Genomic DNA, 20,043 nt, shown 5'->3' on the forward strand with positions numbered 1-20,043 from the left:
ATTTTCCGGGTTGTCATCGCCTTTGCACAATTGTTGTACACGCCGACCTGTTCACGCTACCATCGGACAAAACAACAACGCAGGTGCCTCCCGTGAACAGTGAAACCAAACGCCCGCTTACCCTTCGTGATGTGTCCGAGGCTTCCGGAGTATCCGAGATGACGGTAAGCCGGGTTCTGCGTAACCGGGGGGATGTGTCTGACGCCACCCGCACCCGCGTTCTGGCCGCCGCCAAGGAGCTTGGCTATGTCCCCAACAAGATCGCGGGCGCATTGGCGTCCAGCCGGGTTAATCTGATCGCGGTGATCATCCCTTCGCTTTCGAATATGGTCTTCCCCGAGGTGATGACAGGCATCAATCAGGTGTTGGAAGACACCGAATTGCAACCGGTGGTCGGGGTAACCGATTATCTGCCCGAAAAAGAGGAGAAAGTGCTGTACGAGATGCTCTCGTGGCGGCCCTCCGGTGTGATCATTGCGGGGCTTGAACATACCGAGGCCGCGCGCGCCATGCTGGATTCGGCAGGTATTCCGGTGGTCGAGATCATGGACACGGATGGCAAGCCGGTGGATGCGATGGTGGGGATCTCACACCGCCGCGCGGGGCGCGAAATGGCACAGGCAATCCTGAAGGCCGGGTATCAGCATATCGGTTTCATGGGCACCAAGATGCCGCTGGATCACCGCGCACGGAAGCGGTTCGAGGGCTTTACCGAAGTTCTTGGCAAGCACGGGATCGAGATCGAGGATCGCGAGTTCTATTCCGGTGGATCGGCCCTGGCCAAAGGGCGCGAGATGACCCAGGCCATGCTGGAACGCTCACCCGAGCTGGATTTCCTGTATTACTCGAACGATATGATCGGGGCCGGTGGCCTGCTGTACCTGCTGGAACAGGGTATCGATATTCCGGGACAGATCGGCCTGGCCGGGTTCAACAATGTCGAGCTTTTGCAGGGCTTGCCCCGAAAACTCGCGACGATGGACGCCTGTCGTCTGGAAATCGGCCGTCAAGCCGCCCAGATCATCGCCGAACGTCTGGAAAATCCTGATACCGAGATCGAGACACGCGTTACTCTGACCCCCACGATCAGTTATGGTGACACGCTGAAACGGCGATGAACACATCCCTGAAAAGGCTCGACAACCGGACGGCCCGGGCGATCTTCATGGACCGGCACGTATTGGGTGAACAACCCTCAGGCTCGGCCAAAGGTTCCGCGCTTCTGGATCTGATCCACCGGCTTGGATTTGTTCAGCTTGATAGCATCAACACCGTTGCCCGTGCCCATGACATGATCCTGTTCTCGCGCAGGCCCGCCTATCGCAGCGCCGACCTAAAAAGGCTCTATGAAAGGGATAATGCGCTTTTCGAACATTGGACGCACGATGCGGCAGTGATTCCGATGAAGTTCTATCAGCATTGGCATCTGCGCTTTCAGCGGGATGCTGATATGTTGAAGGCGCGGTGGAAGAACTGGCGGCGGGATGGGTTCGAACAGCAGTTTGACACAGTCCTGCAACACATCCGCGACCATGGTGCGGTGTCGTCCTCGGATGTTGGCAAGGATGAAAAGAAGGGCTCGGGCGGATGGTGGGACTGGCACCCATCGAAAACCGCGCTGGAGTATCTGTGGCGCTCGGGTGCTCTGACCGTCGTCGGTCGGGATGGGTTCCAGAAACGCTATGATCTGACAGAGCGCGTGATTGAAACACATCTCTGTCCCGGCAGCACGCCCTGTGATGCCGAAGCGACCGTGGATTGGCTGTGCAACGCCGCATTGGACCGGCTTGGATTTGCAACATCCGGAGAGTTGGCGGCTTTCTGGGACACCGTCAGCGCGGCTGAGGCAAAAGACTGGTGCGCGGCGTCGCTGGAAAGTGGCGATATTGAAGAAATCGAGGTCACCTGTGCCGATGGGTGCCTGCGCAAGACATACGCCCGCCCAAACCTGACGACCGAAGTACCGCAACCACCAGGCCGCATTCGCGTGCTCAGCCCGTTTGACCCCATGCTGCGCGACCGCCGCCGGGCCGAGCGGCTGTTCGGCTTTCACTACCGCATCGAGGTTTTCGTCCCCGAGGCCAAACGAACCTATGGATACTACGTTTTTCCTTTGCTCGAGGGCGACCGTATGATTGGCCGTATCGATATGAAGGCCCACCGCGATCGTGACCTGCTGCATGTCAAAGCGCTCTGGCCCGAGCGCGGTGTGCGCTGGTCAGATGCCCGTACCCGACGCCTGAACGCCGAGCTGGACCGGGTGCGGCGACTGGCCGGTGTGGAACATGTGACTTTCGCCAAGGACTGGCTGAAAGACCCTAAATAGGGTCTATTCTGCGTCGGACAGGGACAATTTGATCGGTTCCAGCCCATCAATCTCACCTGTCAGAACATCCCCTGCAACGACTGGACCAACGCCAGCCGGCGTACCGGTCAGGATCAGGTCACCGGGGCGCAGGTGGTAAAAGCCGGACAGGTGCATGACAATCTCGTCGATCTTCCAGATCAGCTCCTCCAGGGTCGCGTTCTGGCGCAACTCTCCGTTTACGCTTAGCCGAATGCGCTTGTCATCCTCCGGGGTCCAGTCGGCAGCTGGTGTCAACGGCGCAAAGACCGCTCCGTTTTCGACGTCCTTTCCCAGATCCCAGGGCCGCTGCTTGTTGCGCTCGCGGATTTGCAGATCACGGCGCGTCATATCCAGGGCGCAGCCATAGGCAAAAATGGCATCCCACGCCTGCGCACTGGTGGCGCGAAACACGGGTTTTCCAATGGCCAATGCCAATTCCATCTCATGGTGGTAAATTTCGGTCCCGGCAGGATAAGGAACCGTCGCACCTGAGAGTACAGCGTTCGGGGCGGATTTAGTGAAATAGAAAGGTGCCTCGCGATCCACCTCATTCCCCATTTCTGCGGCATGGGCAGCATAATTTCGACCGACACAGAAGATCCGTCCAATGGGATATCCGGCCGCCGCGCCGACAACGGGGATGGTGATCGGGTCCGGAAGCGAAAACAGGCTGTTTGGCATGATAATCCCTGAAGGTTGCGTAACTTCCATATTACGTCTGCCAAACCCGCCAGCAAGCCCGGAAAACACGCTGTATTTCGCCAATCTCGAGGAGGTGTTTCAGCGTGAAACGGCTCAATTCTGACCTGAATGACTGACGCCGTGTCAAAAATTGGTTTCATCAGTTTTTATGGTCTCACCAGTACACATACAGATCGAAACAACTCTTGGCTCAGTCAAAAGCCGGGCTAAATCCTCAGGTAGTCAGGCCCGTGCCGATTTCGGTGCGGCGTCAAAATTCAGAACAGCAGCTTTGGTAAAGCATTCCACCAAAGTGACGTCGACAAACCATACGCTGACCCATTTACCGATCGGCAACTGCCTAAACCAGTTTCGGAGAGTATAGGTGCTAGGCCCCTCCCCCATGGGCCAAAAAGACCCTGTTCAGAGCCACATTTCAGGCTTTTCGTATACTCCGAAGCACAGGCCGGACCGTCAGGTTTGACGTAACCGGTCTTGGGCCAGGCACCAACGACCAGTCCGGGTCTGGCCGCCCCGTCGGAGACTCCCCCTACAGTTTCCGGCGGGGTCACTGCCAACGACATCGGATACAGTGCCAATAATCAGGAGTCGAGGTCCTTCAACTCGTTCAGCAGATCCAGCAGTAACTCATGCTTGTCCGGTCCAAGCTGAGATCGAATACGTTCCGCCTGGGCCGTGCTTGCAGCCAGATTGGCACGAATGATCTGAACCCCTTTTGTATTGATCTCAACAACCTGACGCCGTCGGTCAGCCGGATGGCTGCGCCGCGTGATCAGTCCACGGTTCTCCAACTTCTGAAGAATGCGCGTCAGGCTTGGCAGCAACAGGCAGGCGCGATCGGCGATGTGGGTCGGCTCTTGTGGGCCTTCTTCGTTCAACACCCGCAACACCCGCCACTGCTGTTCCGTGACGCCAGCGTCAGCCAGCATTGCTCGAATGGGTCCCATAACCTTTTCCCGCGCCCGCAAAAGCGCAATGGGCAAAGATCGCGACGTCAGAGGGAGATCGTCGGTCATAAAAAAATTATCACCGAAATCCGGGATATAAGCAAGCAACCCGACACGCAGCAGCAGCGCCCGCACCCGAATTTGCACCGTCATGCGGGCCGATTTCGGGCTGGACAATTCAAAACGACCGTTGAAGATGCCATCGACATCCGCTTCTTGTCCTTCTCACCCCCTGCGGTCGAAATATGAGGTTTCAGCATGGCAGCCCCACAAAACGCATTCAAACAGGCTCTAATACAGGGCAAACTGCAGGTTGGCTGCTGGATGAGCTTTGCTGAATCCGTCACCGCCGAGATCATGGGAACCGCGGGTTTCGATTGGCTGGTGATCGATGGTGAACACGCACCAAATGATATCCGCTCGATCCGGGATCAGCTGACAGCTTTGGCAAGCAGCGCATCTCATCCCGTTGTGCGGGTTCCTGTCGGAGAGACCTGGCTGATCAAGATGGTTCTGGATGCTGGCGCCCAAACAGTACTGGTTCCGATTGTCGAAAGCGCCGCTCAGGCGCAGGACTTGGTCCGTGCCTGCCGTTATCCGCCGGACGGGGTGCGGGGTGTTGGTGCAGCGGCATCGCGCGCCACGATGTATGGGTCGACAAGCGACTATATCCAGACCGCAGATCAGGAAATCTGCCTGTTGTTGCAGGTGGAAACCCGCGCCGGATTGGCCGCGTTGGATGACATTCTTCAAGTCGAAGGTGTGGATGGCGTTTTCATCGGTCCCGCTGATCTGTCAACCGACATGGGGTACAAGGGCAACAGCGCCGCACCCGAGGTGCGCGAGGTTATCGCGGACGCCCTGGCCAGGATCAAGGCCGCAGGCAGAGCGCCGGGCATCCTTGCCACCAATGACGAAGCACGTCAGACCTATCTGGACATGGGCGCACAATTTCTGGCGGTCGGCATAGATGTGATGCTGCTGGCGCAAGCGGCTCGTGCGCTGGCCGCGCAATGGAAACCATCCTAAACAGTCAACCGCGCATGGCCGCAGCGGCCTGCGCATAGCCGCCCGAGGCTCCATCAACAAAATGCACATGGTCATCCCGCATGGCCGAGGGGACGATACATGTCATCATCGCCTCCTCCTGTGCGTGCAAACCGTATCTGATCTTCCCCCGGCGACGCGCCTCTTCAAGCAGGTGTTCGATTTGGCGCAACGTGTCCGGATCGCAGTCGAGCGTCATTTTCAGCCCGTCATCAAACTTTCGGTAATCGGCATTACTGCTGACCATATGTCTGTAATGGTCCGGCTCAAAGCGTCCCATCCGCAGGCCAGTTTTGAACAATACTGCGATCAACAGGTTCTGAACCAGCAGGACGAGTTTGTGCAAAATCACATGACGCCCGTTGCGCGACACATGAGCGTCGATGTCAAGGCCGGGTGGAGGCCACGCTATGGGCGGACCCTTTTCCGACACCGGATGGCCTGCGCGATCCAGTGTTTCAGACGCGGACAGGACGGATTGCGCAAGATCGGCAAAGTCCCGTTCGGTTGCTGACGGTGTGGGCTGTACGACCAGCGAAACGATCTGACCGTGACGGGCCGGGCTGTTGGACCACCTGCAAGACAGGCCTGTCAGATCCGGCTGCGCACCTGGCCCGGCGGGTGTGACCATATTTTTCCCGGCTTTCATCCCGGCCTCGGCCCAGGCCAGACCACCGCCGGAAAACATGGCGTAATCCACTCCGGTAGAGGGTGCATAGCGCGCAACGCGCAGATCCTTACCCGCTTTGCGAATATCAGCCACCGACACCAGCGCTGCCCGCAAAGGCATGGAGAATTCTTCATCTGCCCAGCGCCGCAAATCCGCCAGCGTAGTCCGGGCGGTTTCAGCTTTTCCGGGCGGGACAGCAAACCCCGCCCCATCGCCGCCAAAGACATATGGAAACAACGCGCCGTCCATTGCGTTGATCATGGCCGAAATTACCGCAGCGCCCACAGTATTGACAGTCTTGTACCGGCCCCGCGCGATTTCGCCCGTTGAATCGACAATATCAGCAACACCCAGAACCCAATCATCGGGCAGTTTTGAAAACTGCGCGGGGTCTGCCAGACGGGTAAAATCGCGCTGCAAGGGAAGGTTTTCGTAAAATGCGGACTGGAGGTCTTTCATGCTCCCCCTCGGAATCAGTGTTTTGACAAAGATAGCCGTAAGGCGAGCCATGTCCTAACTTTGAAACAATATACACAGGCTTGTGCGTTGCATCACGGCGTGCCAAGCATTTCCCTCGGACGAGCAGGAAAGGGCTGAATATGCAGGCAGGTTTGGTGGTTTTATGCCTGGGCTATGTGCTCAGCCAGTTTTTCCGTGCTTTCCTTGCGGTTCTCAGCCTGGATCTGGAGCGTGACATTAGTGCCGCGCCCGAAGATCTGGCCTTTGCTTCCGGTCTTTGGTTTATCGTGTTCGCCGTCATGCAGATCCCGGTCGGATGGGCGCTGGACAGGATTGGGCCCCGCCTCACGTCCGCCGCGCTGCTTCTGGTGGGCGGGGCAGGTGGGGCGGCGGTTTTCGCAGCCGCAACAACGCCCCTGCACATCAGCATAGCCATGGGCCTGATCGGTGTCGGGTGCTCTCCGGTCCTTATGGCCTCCTACTATATCTTTGCACGCGAATACCCTCCGGCGCGGTTTGCTACATTAGCGGCCGTGATGCTGGGCGCAGGGTCCGTTGGAAATCTGGTGGCTTCTTATCCAACCGCGCTTGCCGTGGAATGGATGGGGTGGCGCGGTACGATGGTCGGGCTTGCCGCGGTGTCCGCCGCAATCGCATTGGGCCTTTGGCTGACTGTTCACGACCCTGCGAAGGTCGAAACAGAACACAAGGGATCGCTGCTGGATCTGCTGAAGGAGCCTGCCTTGTGGCTGATCCTGCCCCTGATGCTGGTTGCTTACGCCCCCGCTGCAGCGCTGCGCGGGCTGTGGGCCGGGCCGTACCTGAATGACGTTTTCGACCTCAGTTCCACTCAGATCGGCACCGCAACGCTGATCATGGGCTCGGCCATGATTGCGGGCACTTTTGTCTACGGACCACTGGACCGTATTTTTGGCACCCGGAAATGGGTGGTTTTCGCTGGCAACGCTTTGGGTTCAGTTGCGCTGGGCCTGCTCTGCCTGTGGATTGATAATGCAATATGGCTGTCCGTCCTGCTGATGGCCGTGATCGGCTTTACCGGTGCCAGCTTTCCGGTCATCATGGCTCATGGCCGGGCCTTCGTGCCTGCGCATCTGGTGGGGCGTGGTGTGACATTGCTGAATCTTTTCGGCATCGGCGGCGTTGGCATTGCTCAATTCGTCACCGGGCGTATTCACGCAGCCACCGTGCAAGACGGATCAACCGTGCCGTACACAGCAATATTCGGGTTTTTTGCGGTTACCCTTGCCATTGGTTGCGTGATCTATCTATTCAGCCGGGATAGTGTGGATTGACGCAGCCATCAGGAGAGTCCGTTGAACGACCCCGTTGTCATAGCCCCAAATCTGAAACGCAGACTTTCGGGCGTAACGGCGACCATAGCAAGGCTGGTTCCGCTGCAAGCGCAATGGATCGATATCGCCGCCACTGGTCCGGGTCTGCCCGCCGACACTCCGCACATCCCGCTGGGTCGACTGCCTTTCCTGTCGCGTCGTAAAAGGCGGGTCTGGCACGCACGCCGCAACACCGAGATGTTGCTGGGGCTCATCCTGCGCAATGTGTTCCGGTTGAAACTCAAAATGCTGTTCACAAGCGCGTCCCAAAGGCCGCACACAGGCTATACCAAATGGCTGATCGGCAAGATGGATGCTGTCGTTGCAACCTCGCGCAAAACCGCAGGGTATCTTGAACGAGACTCGCAGGTGGTAATGCATGGCATTAACCTCCAGGACTTTGTTCCACCTTCAGACAAGGCCACTGTCCGTGCCCGACTGGGGCTGCCGGATGGGGTACTGTTGGGGTGTTATGGCCGTATCCGACACCAAAAAGGCACGGATGCCTTTGTCGACGCCATGATTGACGTGTGCGGGCGGTTCGACACGGTGTCAGGCATCGTCATGGGCCGGGCAACCGAGAAACACACCGCTTTTCTGGCCGAACTGAAGACTAAAGTCGCCAAAGCTGGCTTGTCGGATCGCATCCTTTTCAAGCCCGAGGTGACCGTAGATCAGATTGCTGAATGGTATCAGGTTCTGGACCTGTTTGTTGCGCCACAAAGGTGGGAGGGATTTGGTTTGACCCCACTCGAAGCAATGGCCTGCGGTGTTCCGGTTGTAGCCACAGATGTCGGTGCGTTCTCCGAGATCATTACTGATCCATCCTTTGGCAAGGTGGTGGCCCCCGATGATGTTCCCGCCTTGGTCGAGGCGATTGCCCAGATGCTGAAATACAATGATTCCCTGTCACAAGCGGGTCAGGCATCCCGCGCCCATGTCGAGCAGAATTTTGACATTCAGGGCGAAGCAAAGACGCTGGTTGCGCTTTATGAACGACTTTTGAACGATTGAACCGCTTGAATTCGGCATCAGTCGTTGAAAACCCCGCTGATAGCCCTTTTTTCTTCGCCGCAACGCGGCTATGAACGCGCGTCCTTAACTTTGGAGACATGAAATGGGCTATCGCGTCGTAGTCGTCGGCGCCACGGGTAATGTGGGCCGCGAAATGCTGAACATTCTGGCTGAACGCCAGTTCCCGGTTGATGAACTTGCCGCACTGGCAAGCCGTCGCTCGCTGGGTACCGAAGTAAGCTTTGGCGACAAGACCCTTACGACCAAAGATCTGGACACGTTCGATTTCACCGGCTGGGACATGGCGCTGTTTGCCGTGGGTTCCGAGGCGACCAAAGTCTACGCTCCAAAAGCGGCGGCAGCGGGTTGTGTGGTGATCGATAACTCGTCGCTTTATCGCTATGACCCGGAGATTCCGCTGATCGTGCCGGAATGTAACCCGCAGGCGATCCACGACTACAAGAACAAGAACATCATCGCCAACCCCAACTGCTCGACCGCGCAGATGGTTGTCGCACTGAAGCCGCTGCATGACCGCGCCAAGATCAAGCGCGTTGTTGTGTCGACCTATCAGTCGGTTTCGGGTGCCGGCAAGGAAGGCATGGATGAGCTTTGGGATCAGACCAAGGCCGTCTACAACCCTACCACCGAAGTCGCACCGAAGAAGTTCCAGAAACAGATCGCCTTCAACGTCATTCCGCAGATCGACGTCTTCATGGAAGACGGCTCGACCAAGGAAGAGTGGAAGATGGTTGTCGAGACCAAGAAGATCGTCGATCCGTCGATCAAGGTCACCGCAACCTGCGTCCGCGTTCCGGTCTTCGTCGGCCATTCCGAGGCCGTGAATATCGAGTTCGAGGAATTTCTGGACGAAGACGAAGCCCGCGATATCCTGCGCGAAGCGCCGGGCATCATGGTGATCGACAAGCGCGAAGCCGGTGGCTACGTCTCGCCCATCGAGTGCGCAGGCGACTTTGCCACATTCATCAGCCGCATCCGCCAAGATTCGACCATCGAAAACGGTCTGAACCTGTGGTGCGTCAGCGACAACCTGCGCAAGGGTGCCGCCCTGAACGCGGTTCAGATCGCCGAACTGCTGGGCCGGGAAGTCCTGAAAAAGGGCTGAGGGCTCGCGAAGCTGAAAACCCCCAAGGGTCGCCCTTTGCAGGCGGCCCTTTTTTGTGCTTGCAGTCGTCCATCCGGGCTGCAACCTTTGCGGGAATATAACACCTGATTTCCGCGAGTGATTATGAGACCCCTGATTTACCTTCTGGCCCTTGCGCCCACCGTCCTGCATGCTGAAACATTTTTGATCGACACCAAAGTCAGTGAGGTCACGGTTTACCCCAGAGGAGCCGACATAATCCGCACAGGGGTCTACGAAATTCCTGCTGGCAACCATCGTCTGATCTTGCAGGGCATTCCCGCACGTGACGAAAATCAGTTGTTTTCAATTCAGGTTCTGACCGAAGGCCTGACACGAACCGCGTTGCTCCGGCGCTTTGAAAACCTTCCGGTACAGGACCGCAAAAGCGAAGCTGTAATGCAGGCCGAGGACCGGATCGAAGCCATCGAAGATCAGATCACTGCTGTCACTGACAAGGCAAAAGCCACCCGTCTACGCGCCGAGGCTGCACGCCAATCCTTATTGTTTCTTGGTCAATTGGGACAGAATGAAGGCCTGCCTGCCGACCCAAACACGCTGCGTGAGATCACCCGCATGATCGCCGAGGAATCTCTGCGCGCCGAGCAAGAAGCCCAATCGGCGGAAATCGAAGCCCGAGGTGTCGAACGGTAACTGGAACAGCTGGAAGAAGATTTGTTGATTGCTCAAGCTGATCTGGCAGCACTGATCCCCGAAGCTGATGACCATGTATTCGTTGCCATCGACGTGACCGCCGAAACAGCAACAAAAGGTGCTTTGACCGTGTCGTACATCGACTCCTATGCCGCAGAATGGTCGCCGGGATACGAGTTTCATTTGGCAACCGGCGACGCGCCCACAGTTCGGATCGACCGCAACCTCCTGATCGCGCAGGACACCGGTGAAAACTGGCGCGATGTTACGATGCATGTGTCGACCATTGCCCCAACTGGACAGAACGCTGCATCGTGGCTGCCTTCATTTCGACATTGGATACGCGAAACACCGCCACCGCAACCAGAACAGGGAAATTTCGGGAAATTGGCAGAAGCGGTTGTCGAGGCACCTGTTGTGGTGGAAGAGACATCCATTGGCACGATATTGACCTCGTCAGTAGAAGGCACCGGCATCACTTACACTTTGCCAAATCTCATCTCGGTTTCCACAGGTTATGAGATTACCGAGGTCGCATTGGACGCAATCACCCAATCTGCCGAGGTTTTTGCGCTTGGCGTGCCCTGGCGCGATGACACGGCGTATCGGACCGCTCGGTTCACCAACCCAATGGATCAGAGGCTTCTGGAGTCTGCTGCCGCACGGTGGTTTGTAGATGATGTTCTGGTTGCTGCCGGAGACTCGCAGGAAATTGGCCCTCGGGAAGAAATCGAGATGGGGTTTGGCCCAATCCATGGTCTGACACTTTCCCGACAGATCCTGAAACGCAGCAGCGGTGACACCGGGATTATTTCGCGGGCCAATCAACGGATCGAACAGGCTGAAATCAGCATTGAAAACCTGACGGACCAAACCTGGCCAACGCGCCTCTTGGACCGGGTTCCATATTCCGAGCAGGACGATCTGGAAATCACGTGGAACGCCAATCCACGCCCGAATGAAGAGAATGTGGACAACCAACGCGGAATTCTGGCTTGGGAGATGGATATTGCCCCCGATCAAAAGGCAAACATCACCTTGAACCTTGAATTGAATTGGCCTGAGGGGATGGACCTGAGGTAGTTTCCAAAGACGCTCGGCTTTTGCCGTCTATTTCATCAGCCGCACCCATCAAGGCACCGACCGGACCCCAAGCTTCGGCAGAGCGCTGACGGCAATCCAAATTGCCGACCTGTTGACAAATTCAGGCTTGCTTGCCAGCTAAACACGGACCTGAACGCGACGGATGGGCCAGAACAGACAACAGGTGGTGCCCTGCACAGGGCATCAGAGGCAGAGCATGGGAAAATCGACCAAACGCAGAATTGGAAGATACCTGATCATAGGATGTACAGGCATTCTGGTTGGGCTTATCCTCATCGGCTTTTCTGGGCAATTCCTGGAGGTGGGAGATTCCTTTGCGCTTTTCCGCCCGCAAGCCGGCGTTTTGCTTTTGCCGTGTGCGGCGATCCTGCTGTATATGCGCGCCAGATACCTTGCATTGGTGACCCTGGCCTTTGCCGCTGTTGCTGTCGGATCAATCGCAACCAGTTTCGCTGCCCCGCCCAAGGCCTGCGACGGCCCGTGTCTGACGCTATATCAAAAGAACCTCATGAGCCGGGCATGGCCGCGGTATTCGCTGGCCGACGACATCATTGCATCCGATGCTCAGATCGTGACGTTGCAGGAAGTCTCAAGTCACAACCGCGAATACATGAGCAACCTGTTCGAGCATTACCCCGAAAAGGTGATCTGTGAGTTTCGTCCCGAACAAAACGTTGCCATCCTGACAACTTTGCCGATTGTCGAAGGTTCCGGGTTCTGCCTGAAAGGCCATGGTCTTGTCGGATTACAAGTCGAAGCCCCGGATGGGTCTTTGGTCTGGATCGTATCGATCCACCTGAACTGGCCTTTTCCTTACGACCAATCGACCCAAAGCCGGATTATTGCAGAACGCATCGCAAAATTGGATGGCCCGGTTCTGATTGCCGGAGATTTCAACATGGTTCCCTGGGGTGCAAGCGTCCGGCGGATCGCAGCGGCAGCCGAAAACCAGAGTTTTGGAGCCGTCCTGAATACGCATAGTCTTGGCAGCTGGCACCTACCCTTGCCGATCGACAACCTTTTGTTCCCAAAGGGAACCACCGGAACGGTCGAACTGCGCCCGTTCATGGGGTCCGACCATTTCGGCAAATTCGCGCGGTTCCGATTGGATTGATCCGCGAGGTCCCCGCCGCTTTAGTGGGCGTACCAGAACGCATGTTGCGATCCCAAGAAGGGTCTAGGTGTTGTTTTCGATCAGAACTTTCAGATTATTCAACCCGCGCTCGTAATCGCCGCCAACCCATTTATCCATCATCAACCCCATCCAGCGGGACATGGGATTGAGCCCCAGATCGGATTCGAACCCCCAAGTCACGTTGGTTGCGTCACCATCGGGTTTCAGTGTGAACGAAGCCGAGGCCGTGCCCATCTGCCCAAAGTCCAGATCTGTTTTGACCAGTTGATTTTCCACGCTTTCGACGATTTCCTGCGTACCGCTGCCAACCTGTGCGTGATCAGAGCTCCAGTTCAACTTGTTGCCGACACCTTCATCGGGGCCACTGTAGCTTAGTTTCGTCTCCGGATCGCGTGACAGCCAGGGGGACCATTTCTCAGTCGCTTGCATGGAATTCACAAACGGAAAGATTACTGCGGCCGGGGCGTCGATGGTGATGCTGCGGGACACTTCCGCCTTGCCGGGCAACACGTAAGAGACTGCGATGAACAGTAAAACAAGGAGGCACAACCCTGCGAGAAATTGCTTAAGCATCTTCATAGCAAGCTCCAAATTCAAACGTCATGAATGGAGTATACGAAATAACGGCTCTGAATCAGAGCCGTATTCCTCATCATTTATTCACTATGAACTGTCGTCAGACCGGAACGAATTTCTTCTGTATGGGATCGTAACTCTCTAACCCGCCAGCGCCGATATCGGTCCACAACCCGTGCAGGCTCAGAGTGCCCTGTTCGACCGCTGACGAGATAAACGGGAACGTCATCAGGTTTTCAAGCGACGCGACAACCGATTGGCGTTCCAGCTGTCGGGCTTGTTCGAGGCTGTCTTCGATATCAGCGACAAGTTCGAATTTTGGTTTCAGAATGTCCATCCAGCGGCCGACAAAGCTTTCTTTTGCATCCAGTTGCGGCGCCTGACCCTTGCACATGTCGATACAGCCCTGAACGCCACCGCATTGCGAATGGCCAAGAACCATCAGATGCGCAACCTTGAGAGAAGTGACGGCATACTCGATTGCTGCGCTGGTACCGTGATGATCGCCGTCCGGCGCATAGGGAGGCACCAGATTGGCGATATTGCGGTGGATAAAGAAATCGCCCTGATCCGCACCAAACATCGAAGTCACATGGACCCGGCTGTCGCAGCAGGAGATCACCATCGCCCGGGGCCGCTGCCCTTCATCTGCCAGCCGCTTGAACCAGACCTGGTTTTCCGAATACGTGGTCGCTTTCCAGCCGTGATACCGCGTGACCAGATAGCTCGGCAAAGGTTTGGCAAATTCCATTACGGTGTCCCCGTTCTTGTCGCTGATCGATCCTCTAAACCGAATTCTAGGAAAATTCGAGCAATTATCCGATTTCTCTGCAAGGTTTTGCAAAGGAATTTGCCACCAGTATCAAACCTGCGCCGTGGGGGCGTCAGAATTAGGGTGAATGTGGTGGAAAAAATAATCACGCTTGAACACAAGGAATCCGTCCGTCTGGATTCGGATCAATTAAGTGGCCTTTACCGTCAACTGGGCGACAAGAACGCGCTGGATGTGCTGTGCCGCACCATCGAAGAACTGGCAGTGCGCCTGTCGAACTGCGAACGCTTTTGGCGTCAGCGCGAGTGGGCCGACCTGCGCAAATGCGCAAGGTCGCTGGTCGCGATTTCCGAACAGGTCGGGATGACGGTTCTGGCCAGGGTTGCAGGTGACGTAGCGCAGGCCGTCGATGCCGGTGACGCGGTAGCAGCGGGCGCGACGCTGGGACGTCTGATCCGCGTTGGTGAGCGGTCGTTGACAGCCGTCTGGGACCAACAGGACCTTTCCGTCTGACAGGGGTTGCGGGCAGATTATGCGCGGCTAGTCTGTGCACAGAAACAATCTGCCGAGGCGCCCATGACTCTGTCCTTCGCCCCATCCTCTGACCCTTCCGTACCGCTTCATGTGATCGCGCAGCCGGATTTGGACGGCTGGCTTCTGGATCAGCCTGAGCGCGTGCAGTCCTGGGTCGCAGCAAACGGGTTTTCCGGCGCACTGGGGCAGGCCCTGCTTGTGCCGGCAACGAACGGCTCAATTGAATTCGCGCTGGCTGGTTACGGAACCGAAGAAAAACGTGCGCGCAAACGGTTCCCCCTTGCCGCAGCGGCCATGGCGCTGCCGGAAGGCACCTACGGCATTGCTTCGGGCATTCCTGCGGATCTTTTGGAGATGGAGTGTCTTGGCTGGCTGATGACTGGCTATGTCTTCGATCGATACGCGTCCCAGACCGGAGGGTCAGCGGCATTGATTGCACCTGATGGCATCAACGCCGCCCGTATCGAGGCCATGGCAAATGCCGAAGCTCTGACGCGCGATCTGGTCAACACGCCCACTTCGGACATGGGACCGGATCAGTTGCAGCAAGCGGTCGAGGTTCTGGCGAATGAGTTCGGCGCGTCTTGCAAGGTGATCACTGGCCATGCGCTGCTGGATCAGAATTTTCCCATGATTCACACGGTGGGACGGGCCGCGGCGCAGGCCCCCCGGCTGATCGAGCTGACCTGGGGCACCAGTGGCCCCAGACTGACACTAGTGGGCAAAGGTGTTTGTTTCGATACCGGCGGGCTGAATTTGAAACCGGGCGCTTCCATGGGCCTGATGAAAAAAGACATGGGCGGCGCGGCCAATGTGCTGGGACTGGCCCGGATGATCATGGCGCTGGACCTTCCCCTGCAATTGCGGGTTCTGATCCCGGCCGTTGAAAACGCAGTATCAGGCAATGCCTTCCGCCCCGGTGATATCCTGACCTCACGCAAGGGCCTGACCGTTGAAATCAACAACACCGACGCGGAAGGGCGTCTGGTTCTGGCTGATGTGCTGACTTTGGCGGATGAGGGGAATCCCGATCTGGTGATCTCGATGGCGACGCTGACCGGTGCGGCGCGCGTGGCCGTGGGCCCTGATCTGGCACCGTTTTACACCGACGACGAAAGCTGCGCGATGGCCTTGGCACAAGCGGCCAAAACGTCTGCCGATCCGGTCTGGAGAATGCCGTTTCACACACCCTACGAGGCGATGATCGAACCCGGCATTGCCGATCTGGACAATGCCCCTTCGGGCGGGTTTGCCGGGTCTATCACCGCCGCGCTGTTTTTGCGCCGGTTCGTAGGGTCCAGCCGCTATATCCATTTTGACATTTACGCATGGCAACCCAGCAATGAACCCGGCCGCACAAAAGGCGGTCTGGGTCAGGGATCACGCGCTGTGCTGGCGGCATTACCGGAGGTATTGGGATTATGACCAAGCGCCGCGTATCCAAACCGGTCGTCGACCTGTTGCGTGCTCCTGACGGGCCGCGTGATCGTCAATTGCTGCTGGGAGACACAGTTCACGTCAAAGAAAACCACGGCGGGTGGAGCAGGATCGTCGCAGAAAAAGACGGATATGCTGGTTGGCTGGAAACAGACCACCTGTCCGAGGATATACCTGCAACGCATTGGATCAATGCGCCCGCAACACATGCATACTTGACCCCTGATATCAAAAGCCGCGATCTCGTGTCTCTGAGTTTCGGAAGTAAAATCCACGCGACTGCCGAAACGGATCGGTTTGTGCAGACCGAATTGGGTTTTGTCCCAAAGGTTCACATGGCCCCTATTGCAGAAAAACCGCACGATCCGGTTGCCGTGGCCGAGTTGTTCCTGGGTACGCCCTATCTGTGGGGCGGCAACAGCCGGTTCGGCATCGATTGTTCAGGGCTTGTTCAGGCCGCGTTGCTGGCCTGCGGTATTCCCTGCCCCGGCGATAGCGGCGATCAGGAACAAGCCTTGGGCGCTGCCCTGTCAGCTGGAACACCTGCGCAGCGCGGGGATTTGCTGTTCTGGAAAGGTCACGTGGCCTGGGTTTCGGGCGACAACATGATTTTGCATGCGAACGCCAGCCATATGGCGGTTGTGTACGAGCCGATGGACCGGGCGATCCAGCGCATTCAGGATCAGGGCGACGGGCCTGTTACAGCGCGAAAAAGGCTCTAATCCGGGTTTACGGCCCGGATGAGCTTGCGTTCCAGCACCCGCAGGACGGCTCGCAGATCGTGGCCGCGTTTCAGGATGCGGCCATCCATACCGATGACAGAGTACATCCCCTGCCGGGATTTCAGGCGCGGGTGCTTTTCGACGCGGTAGATCGGGTGCTCAGCAGTGCGCCGGAAGATCGAGAACACCGCCATGTCGCGCAGGTTTGAGATACCATAGTCCCGCCACTCTCCGGCGGCGACCATCCGTCCATAAACGGACAGGATTTGCGACATCTCGTGCCGGTCAAAGGCCACGGGCATCTGCGCTGCGCTTGCCGAAAACCGGTTGGGAGGCTGCATGTTCATACCGCCAGCCTTGCCGGAAATTATGTTTGAATCAAGCCTGATGCGCGGTTGTCCGGCATTTACAACACAAGTGTTACCGCCGACCAACCTGACGGCAGATCAGGATTACCGGCAGCAGGCCGACCGCCAGAATGACCAGTGAGGGCACGGCGGCACCCTCAAGCCTCTCATCCGAGGCAAGCCTGTATGCCTGTACGGCCAGTGTGTCGAAGTTGAACGGGCGCATGATCAGGGTGGCAGGCAATTCCTTCATTACGTCCACAAAGACGATCAACAGCGCAGTCAGCAGCGACGGTGTCAGAATGGGCAGGTGAACGCGCCGCAATGTTCCCAGCGGTGTTTGCCCCAACGACCGGGCCGCGGCATCCATATTGGCATGAACCGTGCTTTGCCCCCCCTCATATGCGCTGAGCGCGGCAGCAAGGAATCGCACCATGTAAGCGGCGACCAGCAGCCAGATTGAACCTGTAACCAACAACCCAGTTGACACATCGAATGTCTGCCGCATCCAGGCATCCAGCGCGTTGTCAAAGCTGGCGAAAGGTACAATCAAGCCGACTGCGATGACGCCACCGGGCACGGCATATCCCAGCCGCGCCATGTAGGCCGTCGCAGACGACGCGCGCCCGGGTCTCAGACGCTGAAAGAACCCGACACAGATCGCCGCAAAGACAGTGACGACCGCGGCCGTGCCGGCAAGGGTCAGCGAGTTTTGGATGAAACTGATATAGCGCCGCGACAGCAGGTTCTGTTCCGATTCCAAACCCATCTCGACCAGTATGATAACGGGCAGCAGGAACCCGAAGATAACAGGTATGGTACATAACAAGAATGCCGCGACGGCGCGAAGACCGGTCAGATCTTCCGCCGGTTGGGCAGCATGTTTCTTTCCGGCCTGATAGTATTTTGCCTTACCGCGTTGGGTGCGCTCGGCCACAGCCATGATCAGTGCAAAGACAAGCAGGCACCACGCCAGCTGCGCCGCCGCCGCTCGGTCGGCCATGGAAAACCAGCTGGTGTAGATCCCGGTCGCAAAGGTCTGCACACCAAAATACGACACGGTTCCGAAATCGGCGATGGTTTCCATGATGGCCAGAAGCACACCACCGGCGATTGCCGGGCGCGCCATCGGCAGCGACACGCGCCGAAACGCCAGCCATGGGTTGTTGCCCAGCGCCCGCGCCGCCAGAAACGCCGTAGCACTTTGTTGCAGGAACGCAGCCCGTGCCAGAAGGTAGACATAGGGGTACAGCACCAGAATCAGCATTACTGCAGCGCCCCCGGTCGAGCGGATTTCAGGGAACCAGTAGTCGCGCGGCCCCCAACCCGTTACATCCCGCAAGGTGCTTTGAACGATACCCGGGTGATCCAGAATAAAGGTGTACGCATAGGCGAGCACATACGCCGGAAAGGCCAACGGCAAGACCAGCGCGATCTCAAGGATCCTGACACCGGGAAAGCGGGTCATCGTCACCAACCAGGCAGCGCCCGTGCCGATACTGAACGTACCCGCCGCAACCAGCACCACAAGGATCAGGGTCGTCACGGTATAGCCGGGCAACACCGTGTCCATCAGGTGCGAGATCGTATCTGTTCCGCCGGTCACCGCTGCCAAGACCACGGCCACCATGGGCAGCAGGCACGCGGCAGCCACAAGATAGGCGACAGCGGCCAACAGCCGTGTGCCGCGTACACCGCGATTGCGTGATCCGTTTTCTGAATAGTCGATCTGGGCCATCATCCCGGCTTTTGATTGGCAAAGGCTTAGGGTCTGCCTTTAATCGACCAAAATGCTCGGAAACACCAGTGCGTCGGTCAACAAATCTGCGACACAAACTGCCGCAGACCTGATTTTCACTGCTATTCGTAGACGCGTTGATCCTCAATCACCAGCCCGTCTTTGGGCAGCGAGCCGGGGGCGACGACTTCGATTGCGCCTTTCAGTTTCAGCACTTCGGCCACCGATCTGGCATATGCCGTATCATCCCCGCCTGTGCTTTCGATCTGGACAGTCATCGAATCCATCTCGCCCTGACGGGTGGCGATGACGCGGGCCTTGACGATTTCTTCATGCTTGTCGACCAACGCGGCAACCTGTTCCGGTCGCACGAACATACCTTTGATCTTGGTTGTCTGATCTGCACGCCCCATCCAACCCTTGATCCGGGTGTTCGTGCGACCGCAAGGAGAAATTCCCGGCATCACGGCGGACAGGTCGCCCGTCGCAAAGCGGATCAGCGGGTAATCGGGGTTGAGTGAGGTTACCACGACCTCACCCACCTCACCCGGCGCCACCGGAGTTCCGGTTCCCGGTGTAACAATCTCGACAATCACGTGCTCGTCGATGATCATCCCGTCGATCGCGGCGCTTTCATAAGCAATATTGCCCAGATCCGCTGTCGCGTAACATTGCAGGCACGAGATACCCCGATCGGCATATTCCTGTCGCAAAGACGGGAACAAAGCGCCTCCGCCAACGGCGGCTTTCGAGAAATGCAGTGAAACGCCCATCTCGTCCGCTTTGTCCAGAATGACTTTCAGGTAATCCGGCGTGCCTGCATAGGCCGTACAGCCAAGGTCGCGGGCGGCAGTCACCTGCAACTCGGTTTGTCCGGTTCCTGCGGGCAGAACAGCCGCGCCAACAGCGCGTGCGCCGTTTTCAAAAATCATACCGGCCGGGGTCAGGTGATACCCAAAACAGTTCTGGACGATGTCCCCTGCGCCAACACCCGCAGCATTCAGGAAACGGCCCATGCGCCACCAGTCGTGATCAGTGCTGCCCGGCTCATAGATCGGTCCGGGTGACTGGAACACATGATGGAAATGCCGCGCCGGTTTTACCGTAAATCCGCCAAACGGGGGGCGTTTGGCTTGTGCTCGGGTCAGATCCGATTTCCGCAGAACGGGCAATGTTGGCAAATCATCTGCTGACATTACATTATTAGTGTCTGATTCTGACAAATGCGACGCAAATCCAGGGGCTGACATCGCGCGTTTAATCTGCTCCACTAGTGCCCTGGCCTGATCCGAGGCGCGTTCGTCTGTCGAGCGTGTTTCGAGTGCGTCGAAATAGGTCATCG

Annotated in this window: 20 protein-coding genes; 12 read left to right on the forward strand and 8 right to left on the reverse strand. The window is 57.5% G+C overall.

Going from position 1 to position 20,043, the window contains the following annotated elements; translation table 11 throughout:
- Nucleotides 1-92 precede the first annotated feature (92 nt).
- Together ACR0NZ_RS08110 and ACR0NZ_RS08115 are read left to right on the forward strand one after the other, a co-directional pair.
- Entirely contained in the window at nucleotides 93-1,118 is a 1,026-nt protein-coding gene (locus ACR0NZ_RS08110; RefSeq protein WP_267366879.1) for a LacI family DNA-binding transcriptional regulator, read from the forward strand.
- Nucleotides 1,115-2,326, forward strand: coding sequence for a winged helix-turn-helix domain-containing protein (locus tag ACR0NZ_RS08115; RefSeq protein WP_480518134.1), 1,212 nt, complete (start codon nucleotides 1,115-1,117; stop codon nucleotides 2,324-2,326). The genes ACR0NZ_RS08110 and ACR0NZ_RS08115 overlap by 4 nt, the downstream gene beginning before the upstream one ends.
- Nucleotides 2,327-2,329: 3 nt before the next feature.
- Here ACR0NZ_RS08115 and ACR0NZ_RS08120 read toward each other — a convergent pair whose 3' ends face one another.
- A complete protein-coding gene (locus ACR0NZ_RS08120; protein ID WP_480518136.1) occupies nucleotides 2,330-3,028 on the reverse strand; it encodes a fumarylacetoacetate hydrolase family protein in 699 nt (232 codons plus the stop codon).
- Nucleotides 3,029-3,630: 602 nt separating this feature from the next.
- On the reverse strand, nucleotides 3,631-4,065 hold the full coding sequence (gene hpaR, locus ACR0NZ_RS08125) for a homoprotocatechuate degradation operon regulator HpaR (RefSeq protein WP_480494048.1): 435 nt from the start codon (nucleotides 4,063-4,065) through the stop codon (nucleotides 3,631-3,633).
- Nucleotides 4,066-4,254: 189 nt separating this feature from the next.
- Between hpaR and ACR0NZ_RS08130 the strand changes: the two genes are divergently transcribed.
- Nucleotides 4,255-5,025: an HpcH/HpaI aldolase family protein gene (locus ACR0NZ_RS08130; protein ID WP_480518138.1), complete on the forward strand. Its 771-nt coding sequence runs from the start codon at nucleotides 4,255-4,257 to the stop codon at nucleotides 5,023-5,025.
- A gap of 4 nt (nucleotides 5,026-5,029) precedes the next feature.
- Here ACR0NZ_RS08130 and ACR0NZ_RS08135 read toward each other — a convergent pair whose 3' ends face one another.
- Entirely contained in the window at nucleotides 5,030-6,172 is a 1,143-nt protein-coding gene (locus ACR0NZ_RS08135; protein WP_480518140.1) for a DUF3095 domain-containing protein, read from the reverse strand.
- Nucleotides 6,173-6,312: 140 nt separating this feature from the next.
- Here ACR0NZ_RS08135 and ACR0NZ_RS08140 point away from each other — a divergent pair, with 140 nt between their 5' ends.
- From ACR0NZ_RS08140 to ACR0NZ_RS08165, 6 genes are all read left to right on the forward strand, one after another.
- Nucleotides 6,313-7,485, forward strand: a complete 1,173-nt coding sequence (locus ACR0NZ_RS08140) for an MFS transporter (protein ID WP_480474323.1) — start codon at nucleotides 6,313-6,315, stop codon at nucleotides 7,483-7,485.
- Nucleotides 7,486-7,506: 21 nt separating this feature from the next.
- Nucleotides 7,507-8,538: a glycosyltransferase family 4 protein gene (locus tag ACR0NZ_RS08145; RefSeq protein WP_480518142.1), complete on the forward strand. Its 1,032-nt coding sequence runs from the start codon at nucleotides 7,507-7,509 to the stop codon at nucleotides 8,536-8,538.
- 103 nt (nucleotides 8,539-8,641) lie between these two features.
- Nucleotides 8,642-9,664, forward strand: coding sequence for an aspartate-semialdehyde dehydrogenase (locus ACR0NZ_RS08150; protein ID WP_480474325.1), 1,023 nt, complete (start codon nucleotides 8,642-8,644; stop codon nucleotides 9,662-9,664).
- 123 nt (nucleotides 9,665-9,787) lie between these two features.
- Complete coding sequence (locus ACR0NZ_RS08155; RefSeq protein ID WP_480518144.1) at nucleotides 9,788-10,336, forward strand: DUF4140 domain-containing protein; 549 nt, start codon at nucleotides 9,788-9,790, stop codon at nucleotides 10,334-10,336.
- Nucleotides 10,337-10,357: 21 nt separating this feature from the next.
- A complete protein-coding gene (locus tag ACR0NZ_RS08160; RefSeq protein WP_480518146.1) occupies nucleotides 10,358-11,419 on the forward strand; it encodes a DUF4139 domain-containing protein in 1,062 nt (353 codons plus the stop codon).
- A gap of 217 nt (nucleotides 11,420-11,636) precedes the next feature.
- Nucleotides 11,637-12,554, forward strand: coding sequence for an endonuclease/exonuclease/phosphatase family protein (locus ACR0NZ_RS08165; RefSeq protein WP_480518148.1), 918 nt, complete (start codon nucleotides 11,637-11,639; stop codon nucleotides 12,552-12,554).
- Between the two features lie 63 nt (nucleotides 12,555-12,617).
- Here ACR0NZ_RS08165 and ACR0NZ_RS08170 read toward each other — a convergent pair whose 3' ends face one another.
- Both ACR0NZ_RS08170 and ACR0NZ_RS08175 read right to left on the reverse strand, forming a co-directional pair.
- Nucleotides 12,618-13,154 carry an SRPBCC family protein gene (locus ACR0NZ_RS08170; RefSeq protein ID WP_480518150.1) on the reverse strand — a complete coding sequence of 179 codons (537 nt, stop codon included), beginning with the start codon at nucleotides 13,152-13,154 and terminating at the stop codon, nucleotides 12,618-12,620.
- 97 nt (nucleotides 13,155-13,251) lie between these two features.
- Nucleotides 13,252-13,902, reverse strand: a complete 651-nt coding sequence (locus ACR0NZ_RS08175; RefSeq protein ID WP_480474329.1) for a carbonic anhydrase — start codon at nucleotides 13,900-13,902, stop codon at nucleotides 13,252-13,254.
- A 144-nt stretch (nucleotides 13,903-14,046) separates the two neighbouring features.
- Between ACR0NZ_RS08175 and ACR0NZ_RS08180 the strand changes: the two genes are divergently transcribed.
- From ACR0NZ_RS08180 to ACR0NZ_RS08190, 3 genes are all read left to right on the forward strand, one after another.
- Nucleotides 14,047-14,436: a hypothetical protein gene (locus tag ACR0NZ_RS08180; protein WP_480476854.1), complete on the forward strand. Its 390-nt coding sequence runs from the start codon at nucleotides 14,047-14,049 to the stop codon at nucleotides 14,434-14,436.
- 63 nt (nucleotides 14,437-14,499) lie between these two features.
- Nucleotides 14,500-15,882, forward strand: a complete 1,383-nt coding sequence (locus ACR0NZ_RS08185; RefSeq protein ID WP_480518152.1) for a leucyl aminopeptidase family protein — start codon at nucleotides 14,500-14,502, stop codon at nucleotides 15,880-15,882.
- The gene (locus ACR0NZ_RS08190) at nucleotides 15,879-16,616 is read left to right on the forward strand and encodes a C40 family peptidase (protein ID WP_480518154.1); all 738 of its coding nucleotides are present in this window, start codon (nucleotides 15,879-15,881) and stop codon (nucleotides 16,614-16,616) included. The genes ACR0NZ_RS08185 and ACR0NZ_RS08190 overlap by 4 nt, the downstream gene beginning before the upstream one ends.
- On the opposite strand, the gene ACR0NZ_RS08195 is transcribed toward ACR0NZ_RS08190, so the two are convergent.
- The 3 genes from ACR0NZ_RS08195 to ACR0NZ_RS08205 form a co-directional block, all read right to left on the reverse strand.
- On the reverse strand, nucleotides 16,613-16,963 hold the full coding sequence (locus tag ACR0NZ_RS08195; protein WP_480474332.1) for a DUF2794 domain-containing protein: 351 nt from the start codon (nucleotides 16,961-16,963) through the stop codon (nucleotides 16,613-16,615). The genes ACR0NZ_RS08190 and ACR0NZ_RS08195 overlap by 4 nt on opposite strands.
- Nucleotides 16,964-17,036: 73 nt before the next feature.
- The gene (locus ACR0NZ_RS08200; RefSeq protein WP_480474333.1) at nucleotides 17,037-18,701 is read right to left on the reverse strand and encodes an ABC transporter permease; all 1,665 of its coding nucleotides are present in this window, start codon (nucleotides 18,699-18,701) and stop codon (nucleotides 17,037-17,039) included.
- A gap of 122 nt (nucleotides 18,702-18,823) precedes the next feature.
- Nucleotides 18,824-20,041, reverse strand: a complete 1,218-nt coding sequence (locus ACR0NZ_RS08205) for a phenylacetate--CoA ligase family protein (RefSeq protein ID WP_480494049.1) — start codon at nucleotides 20,039-20,041, stop codon at nucleotides 18,824-18,826.
- Nucleotides 20,042-20,043: the final 2 nt, after the last annotated feature.

The sequence above is a fragment of the Ruegeria sp. AE3 genome, from assembly GCF_056542225.1.

Excerpts from the sequence above, each read along its gene's own strand:
- ACR0NZ_RS08120 (WP_480518136.1), bottom strand. The coding sequence starts at position 3,028 with ATGCCAAACAGCCTGTTTTCGCTTCCGGACCCGATCACCATCCCCGTT.
- ACR0NZ_RS08155 (WP_480518144.1), top strand. The coding sequence starts at position 9,788 with ATGAGACCCCTGATTTACCTTCTGGCCCTTGCGCCCACCGTCCTGCAT.
- ACR0NZ_RS08130 (WP_480518138.1), top strand. The coding sequence starts at position 4,255 with ATGGCAGCCCCACAAAACGCATTCAAACAGGCTCTAATACAGGGCAAA.
- ACR0NZ_RS08185 (WP_480518152.1), top strand. The coding sequence starts at position 14,500 with ATGACTCTGTCCTTCGCCCCATCCTCTGACCCTTCCGTACCGCTTCAT.
- ACR0NZ_RS08150 (WP_480474325.1), top strand. The coding sequence starts at position 8,642 with ATGGGCTATCGCGTCGTAGTCGTCGGCGCCACGGGTAATGTGGGCCGC.
- ACR0NZ_RS08190 (WP_480518154.1), top strand. The coding sequence starts at position 15,879 with ATGACCAAGCGCCGCGTATCCAAACCGGTCGTCGACCTGTTGCGTGCT.
- ACR0NZ_RS08205 (WP_480494049.1), bottom strand. The coding sequence starts at position 20,041 with ATGACCTATTTCGACGCACTCGAAACACGCTCGACAGACGAACGCGCC.
- ACR0NZ_RS08170 (WP_480518150.1), bottom strand. The coding sequence starts at position 13,154 with ATGAAGATGCTTAAGCAATTTCTCGCAGGGTTGTGCCTCCTTGTTTTA.
- ACR0NZ_RS08165 (WP_480518148.1), top strand. The coding sequence starts at position 11,637 with ATGGGAAAATCGACCAAACGCAGAATTGGAAGATACCTGATCATAGGA.
- hpaR (WP_480494048.1), bottom strand. The coding sequence starts at position 4,065 with ATGACCGACGATCTCCCTCTGACGTCGCGATCTTTGCCCATTGCGCTT.
- ACR0NZ_RS08140 (WP_480474323.1), top strand. The coding sequence starts at position 6,313 with ATGCAGGCAGGTTTGGTGGTTTTATGCCTGGGCTATGTGCTCAGCCAG.
- ACR0NZ_RS08115 (WP_480518134.1), top strand. The coding sequence starts at position 1,115 with ATGAACACATCCCTGAAAAGGCTCGACAACCGGACGGCCCGGGCGATC.
- ACR0NZ_RS08175 (WP_480474329.1), bottom strand. The coding sequence starts at position 13,902 with ATGGAATTTGCCAAACCTTTGCCGAGCTATCTGGTCACGCGGTATCAC.
- ACR0NZ_RS08135 (WP_480518140.1), bottom strand. The coding sequence starts at position 6,172 with ATGAAAGACCTCCAGTCCGCATTTTACGAAAACCTTCCCTTGCAGCGC.
- ACR0NZ_RS08195 (WP_480474332.1), bottom strand. The coding sequence starts at position 16,963 with ATGAACATGCAGCCTCCCAACCGGTTTTCGGCAAGCGCAGCGCAGATG.
- ACR0NZ_RS08200 (WP_480474333.1), bottom strand. The coding sequence starts at position 18,701 with ATGGCCCAGATCGACTATTCAGAAAACGGATCACGCAATCGCGGTGTA.